Source organism: Streptomyces sp. NPDC050988 (assembly GCF_044456225.1).
Taxonomy (GTDB): Bacteria; Actinomycetota; Actinomycetes; order Streptomycetales; family Streptomycetaceae; genus Streptomyces.
The window spans coordinates 112,599-132,066 of the sequence record NZ_JBITFQ010000022.1 but is presented as its reverse complement, the minus strand read 5'-3'; the positions used below and the strand labels follow the sequence as shown (position 1 = coordinate 132,066).

Here is a 19,468-nt window from a genome sequence, read left to right as displayed (position 1 = left end):
TCAGCCAGGTCCTCCATGTCACCCGCCGTGGCCCGGCTGCGGCGCACGCGTCGGCTGATGACGCTCCTGTTCGCCTCGGCGACCGCCGCGTGTCTGGTCGTACTCGCCGTGGTCGCCGTACGTATCGATTCCGGGTCCCGCCGGTCCGGGCTCGACCACGAGGTCGGCAGCCGTGCGGTCGGGCTGTCGCGGGCGGTCTGGTTCGATGCGGGAGTGCTGCATCTGGAGCCGCTGCGTGAGGACGAACTCGCGCGCAGCGCCGAGGTGTTGGCGGTCCTGCAAGCGGCGCCTGGCGAGTCGCCGTCGGTTCGGAACGTGGTTCCCGCGCGTTCGGCGCTGCCCGGTCAGGGCCGGCTCGACGGTGTCTGGCGGAGCGTCCTGGAGGAACAGGGGACCGTCGTCGTCAGCACCCCCTCCGCGGACGGCGGGCGGCTGAGGTGGGCCGCGGCCCCGGTCTGGGACGGCGACCGGATCGGCGCGGCCGTGCTGGTCGGCACCGAGCTGGCGCGCAGCGAACGCGATCACGACGTCCTCGTTCGCTGGCTGGCACTCGGCTGCACAGCTCTGGTCTGCTGCGCGGCGGCCGTCGGCCACCTGCTGTCCGGCCGGGCCATGCGTCCCGCCCTGCGCGGGCTGGCGCAACAGGAACAGTTCCTGGCCGAAGCGGCACACGAGCTGCGTACGCCACTGGCGACGTTGCGGCTCGTGGTGGAACGGGATTCCTCATCCGGTGCTTCAGCGTCTTCCGACGAGGCCCTGCGGCTGGTGGACCGGCTGAGCCGGCTGGTCACCGGGCTGCTCGCGAGGGCCCGGCTGGAATCCGGTGCGCAGCGGGCCGAGCTGGTGCCCCTGCGCCTCGACCAGCTGGTGGAGACCACGGTCGAGGAGCTGCCGGACCACGCGAGCGTCACGGTGACCTCCCAGCCGGTGGTGGTACTCGGGGATCCGGACCTGCTGGCCCAGGCTGTGCGGAACCTGGTGGAGAACGCGCAGCGGCACGGCGGCCCGGCCGGGTCACCGGTGGAGGTCACCGTCGCCCCCGGCCTCGTCACGGTCCGCGACCACGGGGCGGGCGTGCCGCCCGCGGACCGGGAGCGGGTCTTCGGCCGGGGTGTCACGAGGGCTTCCTCGGGCGCGGGAGCCGACTCGCAATCGAGGACCGCCACAGAAACGGGGGCCGCCTCGGGAACAGGGGCAGGCCTCGCCATCGTCCGCTGGGTCGCCGGACTGCATCACGGCACCGCCCGCCTCGCGGACGCTCCCGGCGGCGGCCTGCTCGCCGAACTGCGGCTGCCCACGGACGTGCCCCGGGCGTCCTCATCCTCATCTCATGAAGGTCCCGGCACCGTGGGCGCATGAACGTATTGCGCAGCCCCGCGCTGTTGGTCACCGCCACCACCGCCGCAAGCCTCGGCGCCGTGCTCGTCGCCATGAACCTGTACGGCGGGGTCTCCGCGCCGTCTGTTCCCGAGGTGGCCGTGCGAGTCGACCAGGTCGGCTATCTGCGAGGCGAGAAGAAGCAGGCCTACGTCATGGGGCCCTCGGCGGCACTCGCCGGAGCACGCTTCAAAGTCGTCGACGCCAAGGACGAGGTGGTCGCGGCGGGCAGGCTCGGAGCCGTCACCGGCCGCTGGAACGCGAAGTACCCCTCGGTACGCACCGCCGACCTGTCCGCGCTGAACACCCCCGGCACCTACCGCATCGTCCTGACCGGTACCGCCGCCGGCCGCTCGCCCGCCTTCCGCGTCGCCGACGCCCACGAGCTGATGACCCCGCTCGTCCGGGACAACGTCCGCTTCCTCCAGGCCCAGCGCGACGGATCCGACGTGCTTCCCGCCGGCGCGCTTCCCGATGGCGCCCTCAAGCACGGCCCGTCCCATCTGGCCGACGAGGACGCGACCGTCTACGCCGATCCGGAGTACGACGAGGAGGGCAACGAGCTGCTCGACGAGCGGTTGACCCCGACCGGTGACCGGGCCGACGTCTCGGGCGGCTGGTTCGACGCGGGAGACTTCCTCAAGTTCACCGGCACCACCTCCTACTCGGTCGCCGAACTCCTGCTCGCCCAGCGGGACTTGCCGCAGATGAAGGAGCTGTCCGCCGAGGCCACGCACGGGCTGGACTGGCTGGACAGGATGTGGGACGAGGACAGCGAGACGCTCTACGCCCAGGTCGGCATCGGCGCGGGCAACGAGAACGTACGGACGGATCACGACGTGTGGCGGCTGCCCGAGGCAGACGACCGGCTCGATGTGTCACCCGGTGACCCCGACTACACGATCAAGCACCGGCCGGTCTTCCGCGCGAACGACCCGGGCGAGCCGATCACCCCCAGCCTGGCGGGACGCGTGGCCGCCGTCTTCGCCCTCGCCGCGCAGCGCGCGGCCGACACCGACCCCGACAAGGCGCAGGACTGGCTGGACAAGGCCGCCACCGTCTACGACCTGGCCGACACCGACCCGGACCCCGCCGAGCCGCTCTTCACCGCCTTCCCGAGCGCCTTCTATCCCGAGGACTCCTGGCAGGACGACATGGAGTTCGCCGGATCCGAACTGGCCCTCGCTGCACGAAAGTTGGGGGACGACCGGGAGGGCGACTGGACGGCCGACTCGGCCCGCTGGGCCCGCGCCTACCTGGACTCCGACGTCAAGGGCACCCTCAACGTCGCCGACGTCAGCGCCCTGGCCCACGTGGATCTGGCCACCGCCTTGGACGGCACCCGGAGGAACGGCATCGGGGACGAGGAGTTGTACGCGGACCTGCGCCGCCAGTTGGAGGACGGTGTCGACCGTGCCGGGCACGACCCGTTCGGCGCCGGTGCCGTCTACGACGACTTCGACGCCGTACCGCACACCTTCGGGCTGGTGGCCACCGCTCGCCTGTACGCCAGGGCCACCGGGGACACCCGCTACGCGGCCTTCGCCGGGCAGCAACGGGGCTGGGCCCTCGGCGCCAACGCCTGGGGCACCAGCTTCGTGATCGGCGCGGGTGAGGTCTACCCGCACTGCCCGGAACACCAGTTGGCCAACCTCCGCGGCAGCCACGACGGAAAGGGCGCCATCCTGCGGGGCGCCGTAGTCAACGGCCCCAACGAGGCTTCGAAACTGGAGGAGTTGAACAGCTTCCCGACCATGAAGAAGTGCACGGCCGCCCCGCCGACAGGCGCCTGGACCGACTTCGACGGCAAGGGCGCGCGGTACGTGGACGACGTGGGCGCCTGGCAGACCGTGGAACCCGCCCTCGACTTCACCACGACGGCGTTGCTGGCCTTCGCCCTGACCGCACAGGCCGACAACCCGTAGCCAGTATCCGGCAGGAGGCAGTCGGTAGCCTCTGAGCCTCCTCAAGTCACTTGGCACACACGGCTGCGCGCCCACTGGGTCCGCTCCCGGCTGGCCGACGTCGGCTTCACCGGGGACATCACCTCGGTCGCGGCGGTGAAGGCACTGCGCCAGGCGGAGCCGCAGCTGAGCCTGTTGGCGGCGGTGCAGCTGCAGAAGGACGCGGTGGCCCACCCGGAGTGATCCGGCAGCCCCCGAACCGCGGGGAGACGAGGGCTGCCGGAAGCGTCGTACTGCTCAGGACACGAGGTGGGTCGTACCGCTCAGGACACGAGGTGGGTCGTACCGCTCAGGACGTGAGGTAGCAGGACTTGCTCACGCCGGGCAGCGGATCGGTGCCGAACGCCGCCGTCGTGCAACCGGTGCCGCCGGTGAACGACTTGTACAGGAAGCTGCCCCGTGCGCCGTAGGCGACGGTTCGCTGACCGCTGAAGGCACACGTGCCGCCTTCGGCGGAGCAGGCCGTGGCGTAGCCGGGCGGACCGCCGGTGGCGGTATAGCAGGACTTCGACTCACCGGAGATCGGGTCGCCGAACGTGGCGTCGGTGCACGGGGTGTTACCGGTGGCCGTGGCGGTGGCGAACGCGCCGAAGGCTCCGTACATCACCGGCTGTCCCGCGGCGGCCGCACAAGTGCCGTTCTGGTCCGCGCACTTGGTCCAGCCTCCGGGCGGTGCCCCGGCTGGCGGCAGATAGCAGGACTTGGCCACGCCGTCGATGGGATCGCCGAAGTGGGCGTTGGTGCAGGCGACTGAGCCGTTGGTGACCTGGTGGGCGAAGTTGCCGTTGGCGCCGTACGCCACGTCGCGGTTGTAGCCGGGAACGGAGCAGTTGGCGCCCTCGGCGGCGCAGACGGTGTATCCGGGCGGGCCGCCCGCGTCTGCGACGTAGCAGGACTTGACGAGATCCGACGCCGGGTCGCCGCCGAAGGCCGTGTTGGTGCACGCGGTGCTGTCGGTCACCGTCTTGTACCTGTACGTCCCGGCCCCGTAGGCCACAGAGCGGGTGCCGCTGAAGGAACACGTACCGCCCTCGCCCGCACACCGGGTGAAGCCCGCGCGCAGGGCGCCGGTGCCCGGCTCGGCGGGCGGAGCGGGATTGCCCAGTCCGGTGGCGGTCACGGTGTAGCCGCCCGGGGCGACACCGGTGAGGTAGACGTAGGTGTCGTCCTGGCTGCCGCCGGTGATGCCGGAGGTGGGCGTGAAGGTTCCGTTGCGCCAGACGACGCTGCCGTTCACGGACACCGTGACGTTGCCGCCGCCGAACTTCGGGACTCCGATACGGCCGGTGGTGCCGGACGGGCTGGTGAGGTGCGCCGAGTAGGTGCCGGCGGCGGGGTCGCGGGACCAGTTCGCGTTGACGGCACCCTGCGGCATGGTGATGCGGCCCTCGGCGCTGGTCAGATCGCCGGGGTGCGGGACGAAGCGGTACGCGCCGGTCGCCGACTCCGGTGCGGTGCCGAGCACGTCGAAGGTGAGCGTGGAGGTGGGCGCGCTGGACCAGCCGTGGGCCAGGCTCATGAACGAACCGCCGTACGCGAGGCCGCCGTCGGCCTTGATGCCCTCCCAGAAGGTGCTCTTGGTGCCGATGTCACTGTTCAGCATGTGGCCCCACGTACGGCGGATCTGGTCCAGGGCGCCGTGGTCGTCATTGGCGGTGAAGCGGGCGTTCAGCTCCATGCCGCCCACGAACGGCGAGACGTTGCCGCCCCACTCGGGGGTGGTCGGGCCGTAGGTGCCCCAGCGTGTGCCGAGCCCCGCGATGACGCTCTTCGACTTGGCCGCGGAGTCGGTGAGCCCGTACCAGACGGCGAGCGAGTTGCCGTCCTGCGGGTACAGACCGCTGGTCGGGTTGTCCTTGTACAGCCCCTTCGAGGCGTCCCACAGACGGGAGTTGGCCGCGGTCTTGAGGGCGGCCGCCCGGCTGTTCCAGCTCGCGGCGAGCGCACCGTCGCCCTCGACCGTGGCCAGGTTGGCGCCGCCCCTGAGCGCGGCGTACAACAGCGCGTTGGCGGAGATGTTCTCGCCGCCCTGGCCGGACCGGGCCCAGTCCTGCGTGCGGGTCACATTGAGCAGGTTGCTGCTGCCGATCTTGTTGATGATGAAGGCCATCCCACGCTTGTAGTCGGCCCATTGGGAGTCCAGCCACGCCCGGTCGGCCGTGTACGTGTAGTACGTCGACGTGCCCAGCAGCGTCCAGGTGTGGTAGGTGTCCGAGCCCTTGAGGTTGAACGGCGGTCCCGACCAGGGGATTTCACCCTCGGCGGACTGCGCGTCGAACATCGTGGTGAGCGCGTTGCGGGTCGAGGTGAGGTCGCCCGAGTACGCGTACTGGCTGGGCACGGCGATGCCGAGGTCGCCGGGCCACACCGTGCGGTCGCGCTTGGCCCCGTCGACCAGGATGGAGTCACCCACCCCGACGGTGGCGCCGTTGTCCCACTCCGAGGCCGGCGGGGGCCAGGCGCGGCCCTGGTTCGAGGCGATCGTGTTGAGCTGCACGGTGTACGCCCCGGCGTACCAGATGCGGTTGAGCAGTTCGTCGTTGGAGTGGAAGTAGTTGGCGTAGTCGGCCGGGTTGCTCTTCCCCGGAGCCGCCGTGAAGTCGAGGCTCACGCCCTTGAGGTCCACCCAGCCCGAGCTGTCGAGGAAGACGGTGAGGTAGCGGAAGCCGCCCCGCTGCTTCGCGGTGGGCACCGTGTAGCTGCCGTTGGCGGAGGCCGTGGCGTACAGGGCCCCGTCCTCGCCGTCGCGGCCGCTGCTCCGGTCGCTGTTGTTGCCCACGTACAGCGACGACTCGCTGTATGCCAGGCCGACCCGTTGACCGCTGCTGCTGGCACTGCCGAAGGACAACGTTGTCACACCGCCGACCTCTTTGCCGAAGTCGAGCGTGATGGCCGACTGCGAGCCGGAGATCCTCGTCGGCTGCCCGCTGAGGACGTTCTGCGGATTCGCGACACTGCCGGACGTCTTGTGGACGGCGGTCGGCTTGAGGGTCCGTGACGTCGGCGAGTAGTTCAGCGGGTCAACGGCCGCTCTGGGCGCGGCGGTTGGGGCCTTCGCCGTCGCCGCGGACGCGGGAGCGGATGCGTCGGCGGACGGCGCGGGAGCCACGGTCAGCGCGGAGGCCACGACCATGGCGAGGCCGACCAGGCTTCCCGGAAAGGGTGTTCGGTGGAGCAGGAGACGGCGGCGCCGCATGAGTACCTCCCGGATCGGTGCGGAAACAAGTTGCCTGAATCGATTCAAATCGATCGCCCACGAAGGCCTGGGATTCATGGAGCAGTGGGTCTGCGAGGCGCCTCGCCGAAGTTGCACCGATGATGGGCGCCCAGTAATGGACTGTCAACCCATCGCGCCCCTCCTGAACTCCACCGGAAATCCCGCCCCTTGAGGCATTGACAGGGACCCGCCAAAACGATTCACTGCCCTGGGATAGGTATGGACCAGTGGCTCGTTTTCCGGCCGGCGGGGTGGCGCTGCTGGGTGAGCGAGGTGCTGGTACGGGGACGGTGGGGGCCCGGCCGGATCGGCCGGACCGGCGCCCTCCTTACCCGGACCGGCGCCCTCGGAGGCTGATGGCCTCCGCGGACTGACGGGGCGGCGGTCGGGCTGACGGACGGGCCGTCGGACTGACGGACGGGCTGGCAGCCGCAGGCACTCAGGCCCCGGACGCGGTGGGTGTGTGCGCTCGGGTCGTCGATGCCGCTCGCCGCGCACCGACGTGGACGGCGGCAGGGTGCTCCGGGCAGGCAGGGCAGGGCCCTCGTCGCGCGCGGCCGTGCACCGGCCGATCCACGGCGAGGAGGGACCGTCCCAGAAGAGACCGTGGCGGGAAGGACCGTCGCGGGAAGGACCGTCGCGGGAGGGGCCGCGGCGGGGAGGGGAGAGAGACCGTCGCCGGAGGCGCCACCTCGTACGAACCGGCGCGCAAGGTGGGTGCCATACACCTGGGTAAACGGCGGCCTGGTTCCGTTCCGTGGCCGCGACCAGGCTGGCCGTAGGCAGCCGCAAGGAGCTGCCGACCCCGCCTCGGCCGGCGTGAACGCGCTCGACGCAATCCACAGGCCGACGGAACCACTCACCTGAGGAGCCGGCGATGAGCGACACCGACACGAACACGCTCACGGACGCGGACGCGGACGCGGACGCGGACACCGTGACTTGGAACAGCAATGCCTTCGACGAGATCGTCTCGAACGACGCGGGACGTCCCGTCCTGTTCACCAACGCCCGGGTGCTGACGATGGACCCGCTGATCGGGACCATGACCGGCGCCGACGTCCTGCTCGTGGGCGCCCTGCTCGTGGGCGTCGGCCCCGGCATCATCACCGCGGCCCAGGACGACAACGCGATCGTCGTCGACTGCACCGGCATGACCGTCGTACCGGCCGTCGTGGACACCGTCGCCCTGGTCGGCGGACGCGGTCACCGCTCGGAGTACGTCGCGACACTGACACCGGGCAACGCCGGCGACCTGCTCGTCGTGCCGGACGAGTTCGCGACCGACGTGGCGAGCGCACAGGCCACGCTCCTGACCCGCCCGGACCAGGTCCGCGCCCTGGTCGCGGCCGGCAAGCCCGTCCTGTGGGCCGGCACCGACGCCCCCGACCGCCCCACCGCGCCCGAGGCCGGAATCCCGGCCGCCGGGGACATGACCGGCAGCCCGCGCACCGGCGTCTGGATCGACAAGAACGACTTCCTGCACCAGGAACTCACCACCGACGGCCGCTACGACGAGACCCGGGGCGGCCGCCCGCACGCCTACGAGGGCCGGTACTGGATCGACGGCGACCGCATCGACTACCTGGACGACCTCGGCTTCTGGGCCTTCGGCGAGTTCCAGGGCGAGGAACTGCACCACGCGGGGTACGCCATGCGACTCGGCTGACCCTTCGCCGTACGGGCCGAAGCCGGTACGAGCCTTGACCGTAACGGTCTTGGCCCGCACCGGCTTCGGCGCGTACCGGCTTCGGCCCCTATCGGCTTTCGGCCCGTACCGGCTCTGAACAAATCAGCGAGACAGACCAGTGAACTCCCCAGTGAGTTCCAGCCCTGGAATCGACGTCTTCCGAAGATCGGGGGTCTCGCGCCGCTCACCCCAACTACCCTCAGCTGCTACGGGGAGTCACTACAAGAGCGGGCGATTGACATCGAGATTCAGCTGATCAGTGACGGCGATGGACTTGCGGTCATCGGGGACCCGACGGATGTCGAACGCTTCCTCCTCTCCGAGGGACTGTTGTCGTTGTCGGAGGACCTCGGACTGCAAAGGCTTGGGCCTTTCCTCAGTGCCGGAGCCGGAGTCGCACGGGCAGGTTCCGCAATCGCCGCCAACTCGGGTCGCTGGCTGAAGCTGACCGAGGAATCCGCGCAGGCCGTCAGCAGGTTCGGACTGAGGGAAAGCGCGAAGACTGGTCTCTGTACGGGGGTGATCAAGGGGAGCAGGGGCCAGATCGGGGGATTCGTCGAAATCGTGAAGGGGCCCGGATCGCTTCTGACCAACCCGGCGATTCTTGCCGGTGCCGCGGGCATGATGGCGCAGCTCGCAAGGCACCATGAGATGAACGAGATCAAGGACTATCTCGCCACGATCGACAAGAAGGTCGACGACGTACTCCACGCCCAGAAGAGCGCCGAGTTGGCACGAGTGATCGGAGCGGGCCTCGACATCCGGTCCGCCATGACCGTTCGGGAGCAGGCCGGTCGGGTCGACGAGACCACGTGGTCGACGGTGCAGGGCAGGACCCACACGATCACAGACGCCCTCGGGTGGGCGTTGCTTCAACTCGACGCGCTCGCTGAGAGGGTGGAGAGCACGACCCGGATCGGTGACCTCGCCACGACGGCCAGGGAAGCGGAGTCCGAGGTCCGGGAGTTGCTCGCCGTTCTGGCTCGCTGTTTCGAACTGCAGGACGCGCTCGACGTGCTGCGACTGGACCGGGTGCTGGACGTGTCTCCGGCCGAGCTGGACGGGCATCGCCTCGCGCTCAATGCCGACCGTCAGGACCGGCGGGAACGCATCACACGAGAGACCGAGCGCCTTATGGCCCGCATGGATGCGGCCTGCACGGCCAACTCGAAGGTGCTGCTCCACTCGACCGCGTCCCGGGCTGTGGTGGGCTCGGTCAACCGTGTCGGGATCGCCGTCGACGACTTCCACAGGCCGCTCGGAATCGAGTTCGGGCGCCATCCGTTGGAGGCGACACGATGGCGGGACGCGGCCCGGGACCCGGGGCAGTTGAAGACCGCGGCCGCGGAGGCCGGGCGCAAGACGCTCGCCGGAGCAGCGGGCCTGGGGACTCTCGGGGCTCTCGGGGCTCTGGGGCTTTTGGCGAAGAAGGCCACGCAGGACGGTGATTGAGCGCGGGCCGTCAGCCGTGGTTTCCCCGGACTCGACGTCCAGCTCGGCGCCCGGGTACTCGCCGAGATCGGAGACGACCGCCCCCGGTCTGCCGTCGCCGGGTGACAGCCGGACCGCGTCTGCCATGCCGCCCGCCGCACAGGGATGAGGGAGAGGCGTGACCGAGTCGATCACGGGATGGATCATGGGCCGTAACCTGCGGCCCTTTCTCGAATTGCTGTCCCACTACGCGGGCTGTGCCTTCGACCAGACAGACTGGGACACCATCGCACTCGGCGTCCAGGACACCGACGACGAGATGCTCGACGGCTGGTACTCGTATCCGCTGGCCGGCACGATCGCCACCCTGGAGGTCGGCCTCGCTCACTCCGTCGGCAGCGAAGTGATGTCCGTCAGGGTCACCGGAGCAGAGACACCGGAACTCCAGATCCGGGCCGAAACGCTACTGTCCGCATTCGCCACAGTCTGACAACAACCATCTTGGCCAACTGAACGACGCAACGGCCCGCTCTCGCTTGACGCGTTGAACCTCTGGGTATCTGGACGGCCCCTTCACCGGTCGCGTCGGCGGCCGGTCAGGGCGGGCAGGGAGAGCAGCGTGCCCACGACCAGGAGTACGGCGACGGCGCGGAGGATGCCGCCGAAGCCCTGTCCGGAAAGGGCGCCGGCCAGTTGTGGGCCCAGGCTGGCGCCGAGGAACATGCTGCAGGCGTAGAGAGCGACCCCCGCGCCCCGGGCGTGGGACGCCATGGCGTGAACGACCTCGACGACGGCGGGCGCGGCCGCCGCCACCGCTGCCACGAACACGAGCAACACCAGCGCGAGGACGCGGACGTCGCCGCCCAGCGCGGAGCCCGCCGCGACCGCTCCGGCCGCCACGAACATCGCGAGTACGACACGTACCGGTGCCGCCAGGCGATGCAGGGCAGACGTGAGGAGCGGCACGGCGACCAGGGCGGGCAGGGCGCTGGCCCGCAGGGCGAGCAGGGCCGCGTTGTCGCCCGCGACGCCAGGAGGCCCGGCGACGACGACCGCGGTGTAGACGGCCACGAAGGACGCCATGACCGTGGCCGTGGCCAGGTACAGGGCGACGAGACGGGGCTTGCGCAGGAGACGAGGTACGGCGACGAACGCCTGGAGCAGGCTGGGGCCGGAGTCCTGTGCCGCCGCGGGACGCAGGACGCGCCGGACCGGCCACAGGCTGAGTGCCATGAGGACGGCACTGAGGACGAAGACCATCCGCCAGCCCAGTCCGGCCGCGACGATCTGGGCGCCGATCTGCATGACCACCGCGGAGGCCAGCATCCCGCTGGTTACGCAGGTGAGGGCGATGCCCCGGCTGTGGGGCGCGAGGTTGCCCGCGATGTACGAGAACGCCGAGGGCGCGAACGTCGCCGCGGTGAGTCCCTGCACGATGCGCAGCACGACGGCCCAGGTGAGGCTGGGAGCGGCGCTCACCGCCAGCGTGGTGACGGTCGCCCCCACCAGGCCGCCCGTGATCACCGTCCGAGGACCGTAGCGGTCGGACAGCGGTCCGGCGATCAGGAACCCCGCCGCGTAGGCGAACCCGAACGCGGTGGCCGTCCACGTCGTCTGCGTCGGAGTGGTGGCGAAGGAGTCGGCCATGGGGGCCAGCATGGCCAGGACGGTGTACATCTGGCCCACGACGAGGACGCCGAGGGCGGTGAGCAGGGCCACGGTTGAGGCCGTGGAGGCTGTGGAGGCCGCAGGGGCCTTGCGGCTGCCGTTCGGCGGGGCTGAGTCTGTCGCGAGTCGGTCCGAAACGGTGGGCGACGCGGATCGGTCCACTGCGCTGGGCGACGGCGATCGGCGGAGGATGCTGAGGCGGGACATGGGGACTCCGGTCGTGCGCACACATCGGTGGCGCTGGTTTCTGGGTGCTGGTGCTGGTGCTGGCGTGCTCGTCCTGGTGTGCTCGTGCTGAGTGCCCGGGCGCTGTCCGACGGGGGCGCTCCCCGGCTCGGCCAGGGAGCGCCCCCGAACTCCGGTCAGCTCGCCGGTGTGTCGAGTACGTACGTGCGCGAGGCGCCGACCTCACTCCGCAGGGCCGCGAGGTCCACGTCGAGAACCTGGCCGTTCCACTTGCGGGGCCGGCCGCCCACCAGGACACCGGTGATGTTGCGGGCGTCGGAGCCCAACACCAGTGTGCCGATGGGGTCGTTGAGCGGCATGTTGTTGAGGTCCTCGGCCTGGACGACCAGCAGGTCGGCCTTCTTGCCGGGAGTGAGGGAGCCGGTGACGTCGCCGAGGCCGTTGGTCCGCGCGCCCTGGAGGGTGGCGAAGTCCAGGACGTCGTGCGTGGTGATGCGGGAGAGGGAGAGGTCGCCGCCGGTTCCGTAGGCGGCGTTGACCGCGCGCATCCGCTGGATCGCGAGCAGGGCCCGCATCTGGGTGAACATGTCGCTGGCGAGGGCGACTTCGACATCGATGCTCAGGCCGGGGCGGATGCCGACGGCGAGCGCCTCGTCCACGGCGGGGATGGCCGTCTCCAGCCCGATCTGTGCGTCCGAGGTGGGCGCGAGAGCGACCGTCGTGCCGGACTCCCCCATCGCCTTCCAGGCTTCGGAGGTCAGACCGGTGGCGTGGATCAGCGTGACATCGGGACCGAGGATGCCGTGCTCGGCCCAGGACAGCACGGCCTCCGACGAGGAGGTACCGAAGACGGCGTCGACGCTGACTCCGATGCCCAAGTCGGCTGCGGTACGAGCGAGTTCGGGGCCGTACGCGAGGAGGGGACCGGCGATCTCGTCGGTGGCCAGCGTCGCCATGCGGAGCGTGAGCAGCTGGTCGTCGCTGCTGAAGTACTGGTCCTTGAGGCGGGTCAGGTCGGCCGGCCACTGACGGTCCCACTCCCCGAAGTGCGGCCCCATCGAGGCGTGCACTCCGCGGATACCGGTGTCCCGCAGGGCTTCGATCGCCGCGTCGGAGTGCTCACGGGTACGGGAGTTGTGGGAGAAGTCGAGCATGGTGGTGATGCCGCTGTCGATCGCGGTCAGCGCCGCCAGCTTCGTGCCGACGTACATGTCCTGAGGGCGGTAGACGGTGGCGTATCCGGCGAGCGTGGACATCACATAGCCGCCGAGGTCGTCGACGTCGGGCATGATCCGGCGCAGCTGGGCCTCCCAGGCGTGCCTGTGGGTGTCGACGAAACCCGGGGCCAGGATCGTGCCGGAGGCGTCGACGACCACCGCGCCGTCGGCGGTCAGGTTCTGCCCGATCGCGGCGATGGCGTCCCCCTCGACGAGCAGGTCGCTGTTGTGCAGGATGCCCAGTTCCGGGTCCATCGTGACGATGGTGGCGCCGGTGAACAGGATGCGCCGACGCGGATCGGCGGACTGACGTCGCAGTTGTTCGAGAAGGCTGGCGCTGGTGGTGTCGTCGGTGCTCATGGCGGGCCCCTTTCGGGTGGCTCTTCGCAGGCGCCGCGGAAGGCGCCGAGTCTGGGCCGAATGGCTTCTGGTCCAAGACTCGATCCGCGCCCGCACAGCAACCAGGCCGCCGTTTCCCTAGGTGCGACGCACCCAGGACAGTCCGTGATGGCATGGCCCCGCCGCCGAGAGGTGTGGCGGTCGACCGACCAATACCCCCAGGTCACCCCTGGACTACCCCCAGGTCACCCCTCCGTCGGCGCACCCCGAGACCGCACACGCAATGGCGCCTCAACCTTCGGAGGCGAGACGGTCCAGCCACTCCCTCGGCAAATGCCGCTCCGCGCCGCTGAGAGTCGTCTGCTCGGGCAGCGCGGCGCGCAGGGCACGGGCGGCGCCGGCCGCACCCGCGTCAAAAGGATCACCGCAACCGGCCACCGGTTCCGGCAGCAGCTGGTGGGCCGCGGCGTCCCCGCCGAGGCGCCAGACCAGCTGCTCGGCATCGTCGCGGCGAGCCGCCCCGGCGAATTCGCCGCCGTCGACCCGACGCCGGCCGCCCTGCTCGGCCGCAAGCCCATCACCCTGAGCACGGTCCTGCGCGACCAACTGCCCGACGACGACGGCCACTGACCGACCGGCCGCACGGACCGGCCGCACGGACCGGCACCCGCGAAGGCGGAGACGGAGACGGAGACGGAAGCCAAGACGAAGAGGAGTCTCACCGCTGAGCGGGCGGCACCGGAAAGAGCAGGCAGCTACTGGTGGCGTGGGCGAGCAGACGGTCCTTCACGTCGACCAACTGCGCCTGGGCGAGGGCGGTTTGACGGCCCTGGTTGACCACCGTACCGATGGCTCGCACCGTACCCGTGTCCACGGTGATCCGCCGCAGGAACTTCACCGTCAGGTCGAGCGAGGTGTACGCCATGCCTTGCGGGAGGGTGGACTGGACGGCGCACCCCGCCGCCGAGTCGAGCAGGGTGGCGAAGATTCCGCCGTGCACGCTGCCGATCGGGTTGTAGTGCTCCTCGCCCGGCGTCAGGGAGAAGACCGCCCTGCCGGGCTCCACCTCCTCCAGCGCGAAGTCCATGCTGGAACCGATCGGCGGCGCGGGCAGTCGCCCCGCCTGCAGCTCGCGCAGGAAGTCGATACCGGACATGCGTCCGGCGGCCTCCGCCAGGATCGCGGGGTCCTCCCATTGATACGTACGTGTTCGTCCCACGATCCGGTGCCTTCCCATCTGACTTTTGCAAATGAAGCTAACTTCCGGCTCACCTGACTGTCAATGACGAAGCCAGGCCCCTACGATGGCGGAATGGAGTGGCTTGAGGCGAGCACCGAGAACTGCCCCGTCCAGCGGACGCTCGACGTGGTCGGGGAGAAATGGACGCTGCTGATCCTGCGTGACGCCGTCAACGGAGTCCGTCGCTTCCACGACTTCCACCGCCACATCGGCCTGTCGGAGGCGGTCCTCAGCGACCGTCTCCGGAAGCTGGTCTCGGCCGACATCCTGAAGACCGTCCCCTACCAGGAGGCGGGCAGCCGCTCCCGCAACGAGTACCGCCTGACCCGCAAGGGCTGGGACCTGTGGCCCGTCCTGATGGCGCTGAGCCAGTGGGGCGAGACCCACGCCCTCGGCGCCGAGGGCCCCGTACTGGACGTCCGCCACACCGCCTGCGACGCCCCGGTCCGCGTCGTGGTCGAGTGCTCCGCGGAACACTCGACGCTCACCCCCAGGGAGGTCACCGCCCGACTGGGACCTGGCGCCCGCCCCCGATCGTGAACCGCGGACCCGGGGCTCGCGGACCCGGGGCTCGCGGGCCCGGTCGAGCTGGTTTCCGAGGGTCCGAGGGGTGGCCCGGCTCAGCGGCGCAGGGCGGTCTCCCGCTGCATGTGTGACAGCTTCTCGGGGTTGCGTACGGCGTAGAGCCCGGTGATGAGGCCGTCGTCGATGCGTACCGCCACGACGGTGTCGAGCTCGCCGTCGAGCCGGATGATCAGCGCCGGGTGGCCGTTGACCTGCGCCGGCCGCAGCGACACCGCGTCGGCGACCCTGCCCAGCCCGGCGACCAGCAGCCGGGAGACCTTGTCGGCCCCCACGATGGGCCGCAGTACGGCCTGCTTGATTCCGCCACCGTCACCCAGGAGGACGACATCCGGCGCGAGGATGTCGAGCAGGCTCTGCAGGTCGCCCGTGTTGACCGCCCGTTGGAACGCGTCGAGCGCGTCTCTGGTCTCGGCCGGGGACACGACCCCGCGCGGCCGACGCGCCGCGACATGCGCCCGTGCCCGGTGAGCGATCTGGCGGACCGCCGCCGCGTTCTTGTCGACGGCCTCGGCGATCTCGTCGTACCCGAGGTCGAACACCTCGCGCAGCACGAAAACGGCCCGCTCGGTGGGCTGCAGGGTCTCCAGCACCAGCAGCATCGCCATCGAGACGCTGTCGGCCAGCTCGACGTCCTCGGCCACGTCCGGCGCGGTGAGCAGCGGCTCGGGAAGCCAGGAACCGACGTAGGACTCCTTGCGGCGGCCGAGCGTGCGCAGCCGGCTCAGCGCCTGACGCGTGGTGATCCGGACCAGGTACGCGCGGTGGTCTCGCACGGTGCCGAGATCGACGCCCGCCCAGCGCAGCCAGGTCTCCTGGAGGACGTCCTCGGCGTCGGCGGCCGAGCCGAGCATCTCGTAGGCCACGGTGAACAGCAGGTTCCGATGGGCGACGAACGCCTCGGTGGCGGGGTCCGTGCGTCCCCCGTCGCCGAGCCGCCCGGCCGTGTCCTCTGCGCGCTCACCGTGCTCGCTCATCACCGGCTGCTCCTGCCTGCTCGCTGTCGACGGCCTCACGCGCACAAGACGCCGGTCGCCGCCGCTCTGTGACATTCATGAGCGGTGGCGCTCGTCACACGACCGCCCCGTCACAGGGAGCGAGGCGCCGGCGTCTCGTGTTCGGCCAGTGCAACACCACGAGTCCAGTGCGACACACCACGAGTGAGGACGAAGCCATGGACGCCCGATTCAACCTGTTCGACAACGAGATCGCCGGCAAGTTCGCCAAGCGGTTCGCAGGCGCCGGCCTGGCGATCCAGCAGTCGCCGCTGCCCAAGTCCACGCAGGAGTTGGTGTCGCTGCGCGCCAGCCAGATCAACGGCTGCGGCTGGTGCATCGACATGCATGCCAAGGAGGCGGCGGCCGCCGGCGAGACCGCGGTCCGGCTCAACCTGGTCGCCGCCTGGCGCGAGTCCACCGTGTTCACCGAGCCCGAGCGGGCCGCGCTGGCACTCGCCGAAGAGGGCACCCGGCTCGCAGACGCCGACCAGGGCGTGTCCGACGAGACCTGGGCCCAGGCACGCAAGCACTACGACGACGACCAGATCGCCGCACTGGTCTGCCTGGTCGCCCTGATCAACGCGGCCAACCGGCTCGCCGTGATCGTGCACCAGCGGGGCGGCTCCTACGAGCCCGGCATGTTCGCCGCCGCGTTCGACTGATCGGCAGCCGGATCAGGCCCGGCCCAGGATCGTCCGTTCTCGATCCGGGCCGGGCCGGGCCCACAGCCTCATGCCTGACCGGCGTCATGCTCGCAACCGGTGTCATGCTCCCGCGTCGCTCAGGACGACGGCACGGGCTTCGTGGCGAAGTACGGCTTGCAGACTCCGCCGACCCAGTCGGTGGCGATCTCCAGAAGGCTGTTGCCGTCCGCCGATGGCAGCAGGGCAGAGCTGTAGTTGGGGCAGTAGTCGACGACCGTCGAGTCGACGGTGACGGGCGCGGGGATCTCCCGCCAAGTGCCGCTGCCGCCCGCACTGTTGACCCAGACGGTCCTTCCGCTGCCGGCGGCCCGGGTGCCGTCCTTGTTGTAGAGGACCTGGCCGATGAGGAAGAGCCGGCCCAGCGGATTGCCCGCCTCGGGAGCCCAGGCGACGGTCGGGGCGTGCTTGAAGTACTTGCCGTCGGCCGTCTCGGGCCGGTAGCCGAGGAACGGCCCGCTCGTCCAGTCCCAGCCGTCGGCCGAGGTCCGGTAGTGCACGACGCACTGGTACTGCCCGGGGGCGGCGCAGATCTCGTACGACATGAAGTAGGTGCCGTTGCCGAGCTTGCGGACGACCGCCATGCCGGGGCGGTCGGTGGCTAGCGGGCTGATGACGGTGGCGCGGTGTCCGGTCCAGGTCAGGCCGTTCGAGGTGCGGGCGGCCATGAGCTTCTGGCTGTGTGCGGGGTCGGTCTCGTCCGAGTAGTGGGCGACGAGGCGGCCGGTGGCGTCGACGGAGAACTCGGGTTCCCACAGGCCTCCGGTGCTGCCCGCGGTCGCGATGGTGGACAGGTAACTCCAGGTGCGCCCCACGTCGTTGCTCTTGAAGACACGCAGGGCCATGCGCCGGTTCGTCTCGTCCTGGCCGACCGAGGCCGACCACAGCAGCGTGCCGGCGGGCAACTCGCCGACCCTCTGCGGGAGTTCGAAGAGAGTGGAGCAGCAGAGTCCCTGCCCGCCGGCCGCCTCCGGGTCGGTGACCGTGCCGACCTGCCGGAAAGACGCGCCGGAGTCGGTGCTCTCGTAGATGGCTCCGAGGCCGTTGTTTCCGGAGAAGGTGACCACCGACGACAGAACGCGGCCGTTGGCGCCCGCGTTGTGCGCGAGGCGGACGGCCCGGGGGTACAGGCCCGTGTCGTTGCGCAGTGCGGTGCCGGTCGCGGCGTCCGCGGTTCCGGACTGGGCGGTGAGCAGGGTGGCCAGGAGGGCGATCAACCCGGCTACAAGGGCGGCCAGTTGGAGCGGATGAAGCGGCGTACGGGGTCTTGCCGACATCAGATTCTCCCATCGGGGTGCGGGCTGGATCTGTTCGGACGGTGACGTCGGGCGGGGCGTCACCGGGCAGGGGCCAGGCGGATGACGTTCCAGGACACCGGGGCCAGCTCCGCCTCAAGCGCCCCGTCAGCGGTGACCTTGGCTCCGCCCCCACTGCGGGGCGTCACGCGCTCCGGCTCAGCCTCGGTGTTGACGGCATCCGGGTCCTGGTCGGCCAGGACGAGGTGCTCCAGCACCCGGTAGCCGGACAACGCACCGCGCAACTCGGCCCGCAGGTACAGGGGTTGGTCCTGGCCCCGGTTGACGGCGAGGACCGTGAGCGCGCCGCTCTCCTCCTCGTACGTCACCACCGTGTCGAGCGCCGATACGTCCCCGTGCCGCGCCGTGTCGATGCGGGATCCGGTGATCTCGGTACGCAGCACCTTCCCGGTGGCGAACCGGGCCGCCTGGGCGAACGGGTGGAAGGTGGTCTGCCGCCAGCTGGCACCCCCCGGTTCGCTGCGGATCGGGGCGATGACGTTGACCAGTTGGGCGAGACACGCGATGGCAACCCGGTCGGCGTTGCGGAGGAGCGTGATGAGCAGCGAGCCGACGACGACGGCGTCGGTCACGCTGTAGGTGTCCTCGATCAGGCGGGGTGTCTCGGCGGTCTCCAGGTTGCGTTCCCCGACGAAGCGGGCGGCGTACCAGACGTTCCACTCGTCGAAGGAGAGCCGGATGTGCTTCTTGGCGCGGCGTGCGGCCCGCACATGGTCGGCGGTGGCGATCACATCGCGGATGTACTGGTCCATGTGCGCGCCGGAGGCCAGGAAGCTGGCGCGGTCGCCGTCGAACTCCTCGTAGTAGGCGTGCAGGGAGAGGTAGTCGACCTCGTCGTACGTCTGCTCCAGGACCTCGCGCTCCCAGGTGCCGAAGGTCGGCATGGCCGCGTTGGAGCTGCCGCAGGCGACCAGTTCGATGGACGGGTCGACCTGGCGCATCGCCTTGCCGGTCTCGGCCGCGAGCCGTCCGTACTCGGTGGCCGTCTTGTGTCCGGTCTGCCAGGGGCCGTCCATCTCGTTGCCCAGGCACCACAGCTTGACGTCGTGCGGATCGGGGACGCCGTGCTTGATCCGCAGATCGGACCAGGCGGTGCCGCCGGGCTGGTTGCAGTACTCCACCAGGGCGCGGGCCGCGTCGATGCCGCGGGTGCCGAGGTTGACCGCCATCATCGGGTCGAGACCGAGTTGCCGCGCCCAGGTGAGGAACTCGTTGGTGCCGACCTGGTTGGTCTCGATGGAGCGCCAGGCCAGGTCGAGCCGGCGCGGCCGCTCGGAGGCGGGGCCGACCCCGTCCTCCCAGTGGTAGCCGGAGACGAAGTTGCCTCCGGGGTAGCGGACCAGGCCGGTGCCGAGTTCTCGTACGAGGTCCGCGACGTCGGTCCGGAATCCGGCGGCGTCCGCCGAGGGATGGCCGGGCTCGTGGATACCGGTGTAGACGCAGCGGCCCATGTGCTCGACGAACGTTCCGTACAGGCGCGGGTCCACCTCCCCGATGGTGAACTCGGGGTCGACGGTGAACCGTGCGGTGTGCGGCATGCTG

At 70.4% G+C, this 19,468-nt stretch carries 15 protein-coding genes; 8 read left to right on the top strand and 7 right to left on the bottom strand.

Annotated features, from left to right (window positions below):
- The first annotated feature begins 15 nt into the window (after nt 1–15).
- Nucleotides 16–1,359, top strand: a complete 1,344-nt coding sequence (locus tag ACIBEI_RS34525; protein WP_398894268.1) for a sensor histidine kinase — start codon at nt 16–18, stop codon at nt 1,357–1,359.
- Nucleotides 1,356–3,302 carry a glycoside hydrolase family 9 protein gene (locus tag ACIBEI_RS34520; protein ID WP_398894267.1) on the top strand — a complete coding sequence of 649 codons (1,947 nt, stop codon included), beginning with the start codon at nt 1,356–1,358 and terminating at the stop codon, nt 3,300–3,302. Before ACIBEI_RS34525 ends, ACIBEI_RS34520 begins: the two co-directional genes overlap by 4 nt.
- A gap of 328 nt (nt 3,303–3,630) precedes the next feature.
- Here the strand turns inward: ACIBEI_RS34520 and ACIBEI_RS34515 are convergent, their stop codons facing one another.
- Nucleotides 3,631–6,537: an MGH1-like glycoside hydrolase domain-containing protein gene (locus ACIBEI_RS34515; protein ID WP_398894265.1), complete on the bottom strand. Its 2,907-nt coding sequence runs from the start codon at nt 6,535–6,537 to the stop codon at nt 3,631–3,633.
- Nucleotides 6,538–7,435: 898 nt separating this feature from the next.
- On the opposite strand from ACIBEI_RS34515, the gene ACIBEI_RS34510 reads away from it, so the two are divergent.
- The 3 genes from ACIBEI_RS34510 (at nt 7,436) to ACIBEI_RS34500 (ending at nt 10,169) form a co-directional block, all read left to right on the top strand.
- Nucleotides 7,436–8,227, top strand: coding sequence for an Atu4866 domain-containing protein (locus ACIBEI_RS34510; protein WP_398894263.1), 792 nt, complete (start codon nt 7,436–7,438; stop codon nt 8,225–8,227).
- A 672-nt stretch (nt 8,228–8,899) separates the two neighbouring features.
- On the top strand, nt 8,900–9,700 hold the full coding sequence (locus ACIBEI_RS34505; RefSeq protein WP_398894261.1) for a hypothetical protein: 801 nt from the start codon (nt 8,900–8,902) through the stop codon (nt 9,698–9,700).
- 157 nt (nt 9,701–9,857) lie between these two features.
- Nucleotides 9,858–10,169, top strand: a complete 312-nt coding sequence (locus tag ACIBEI_RS34500) for a hypothetical protein (RefSeq protein ID WP_398894259.1) — start codon at nt 9,858–9,860, stop codon at nt 10,167–10,169.
- Nucleotides 10,170–10,252: 83 nt separating this feature from the next.
- Here ACIBEI_RS34500 and ACIBEI_RS34495 read toward each other — a convergent pair whose 3' ends face one another.
- Together ACIBEI_RS34495 and ACIBEI_RS34490 are read right to left on the bottom strand one after the other, a co-directional pair.
- The gene (locus ACIBEI_RS34495; protein WP_398894257.1) at nt 10,253–11,398 is read right to left on the bottom strand and encodes an MFS transporter; all 1,146 of its coding nucleotides are present in this window, start codon (nt 11,396–11,398) and stop codon (nt 10,253–10,255) included.
- 311 nt (nt 11,399–11,709) lie between these two features.
- Nucleotides 11,710–13,110, bottom strand: coding sequence for an amidohydrolase family protein (locus tag ACIBEI_RS34490; protein ID WP_398894255.1), 1,401 nt, complete (start codon nt 13,108–13,110; stop codon nt 11,710–11,712).
- A gap of 312 nt (nt 13,111–13,422) precedes the next feature.
- Between ACIBEI_RS34490 and ACIBEI_RS34485 the strand changes: the two genes are divergently transcribed.
- Nucleotides 13,423–13,719, top strand: coding sequence for a hypothetical protein (locus ACIBEI_RS34485; RefSeq protein ID WP_398894254.1), 297 nt, complete (start codon nt 13,423–13,425; stop codon nt 13,717–13,719).
- 88 nt (nt 13,720–13,807) lie between these two features.
- Here ACIBEI_RS34485 and ACIBEI_RS34480 read toward each other — a convergent pair whose 3' ends face one another.
- Nucleotides 13,808–14,308, bottom strand: a complete 501-nt coding sequence (locus tag ACIBEI_RS34480) for a PaaI family thioesterase (protein ID WP_398894252.1) — start codon at nt 14,306–14,308, stop codon at nt 13,808–13,810.
- 93 nt (nt 14,309–14,401) lie between these two features.
- On the opposite strand from ACIBEI_RS34480, the gene ACIBEI_RS34475 reads away from it, so the two are divergent.
- The gene (locus ACIBEI_RS34475) at nt 14,402–14,869 is read left to right on the top strand and encodes a winged helix-turn-helix transcriptional regulator (RefSeq protein ID WP_398894251.1); all 468 of its coding nucleotides are present in this window, start codon (nt 14,402–14,404) and stop codon (nt 14,867–14,869) included.
- A gap of 80 nt (nt 14,870–14,949) precedes the next feature.
- Here ACIBEI_RS34475 and ACIBEI_RS34470 read toward each other — a convergent pair whose 3' ends face one another.
- Complete coding sequence (locus ACIBEI_RS34470) at nt 14,950–15,891, bottom strand: RNA polymerase sigma-70 factor (protein ID WP_398894250.1); 942 nt, start codon at nt 15,889–15,891, stop codon at nt 14,950–14,952.
- Between the two features lie 194 nt (nt 15,892–16,085).
- Between ACIBEI_RS34470 and ACIBEI_RS34465 the strand changes: the two genes are divergently transcribed.
- Complete coding sequence (locus tag ACIBEI_RS34465; protein WP_398894249.1) at nt 16,086–16,571, top strand: carboxymuconolactone decarboxylase family protein; 486 nt, start codon at nt 16,086–16,088, stop codon at nt 16,569–16,571.
- Between the two features lie 119 nt (nt 16,572–16,690).
- Here the strand turns inward: ACIBEI_RS34465 and ACIBEI_RS34460 are convergent, their stop codons facing one another.
- Together ACIBEI_RS34460 and ACIBEI_RS34455 are read right to left on the bottom strand one after the other, a co-directional pair.
- On the bottom strand, nt 16,691–17,887 hold the full coding sequence (locus ACIBEI_RS34460; RefSeq protein WP_398894248.1) for a sialidase family protein: 1,197 nt from the start codon (nt 17,885–17,887) through the stop codon (nt 16,691–16,693).
- A gap of 59 nt (nt 17,888–17,946) precedes the next feature.
- Complete coding sequence (locus ACIBEI_RS34455; protein WP_398894246.1) at nt 17,947–19,464, bottom strand: alpha-N-arabinofuranosidase; 1,518 nt, start codon at nt 19,462–19,464, stop codon at nt 17,947–17,949.
- Between the last annotated feature and the right edge of the window lie 4 nt (nt 19,465–19,468).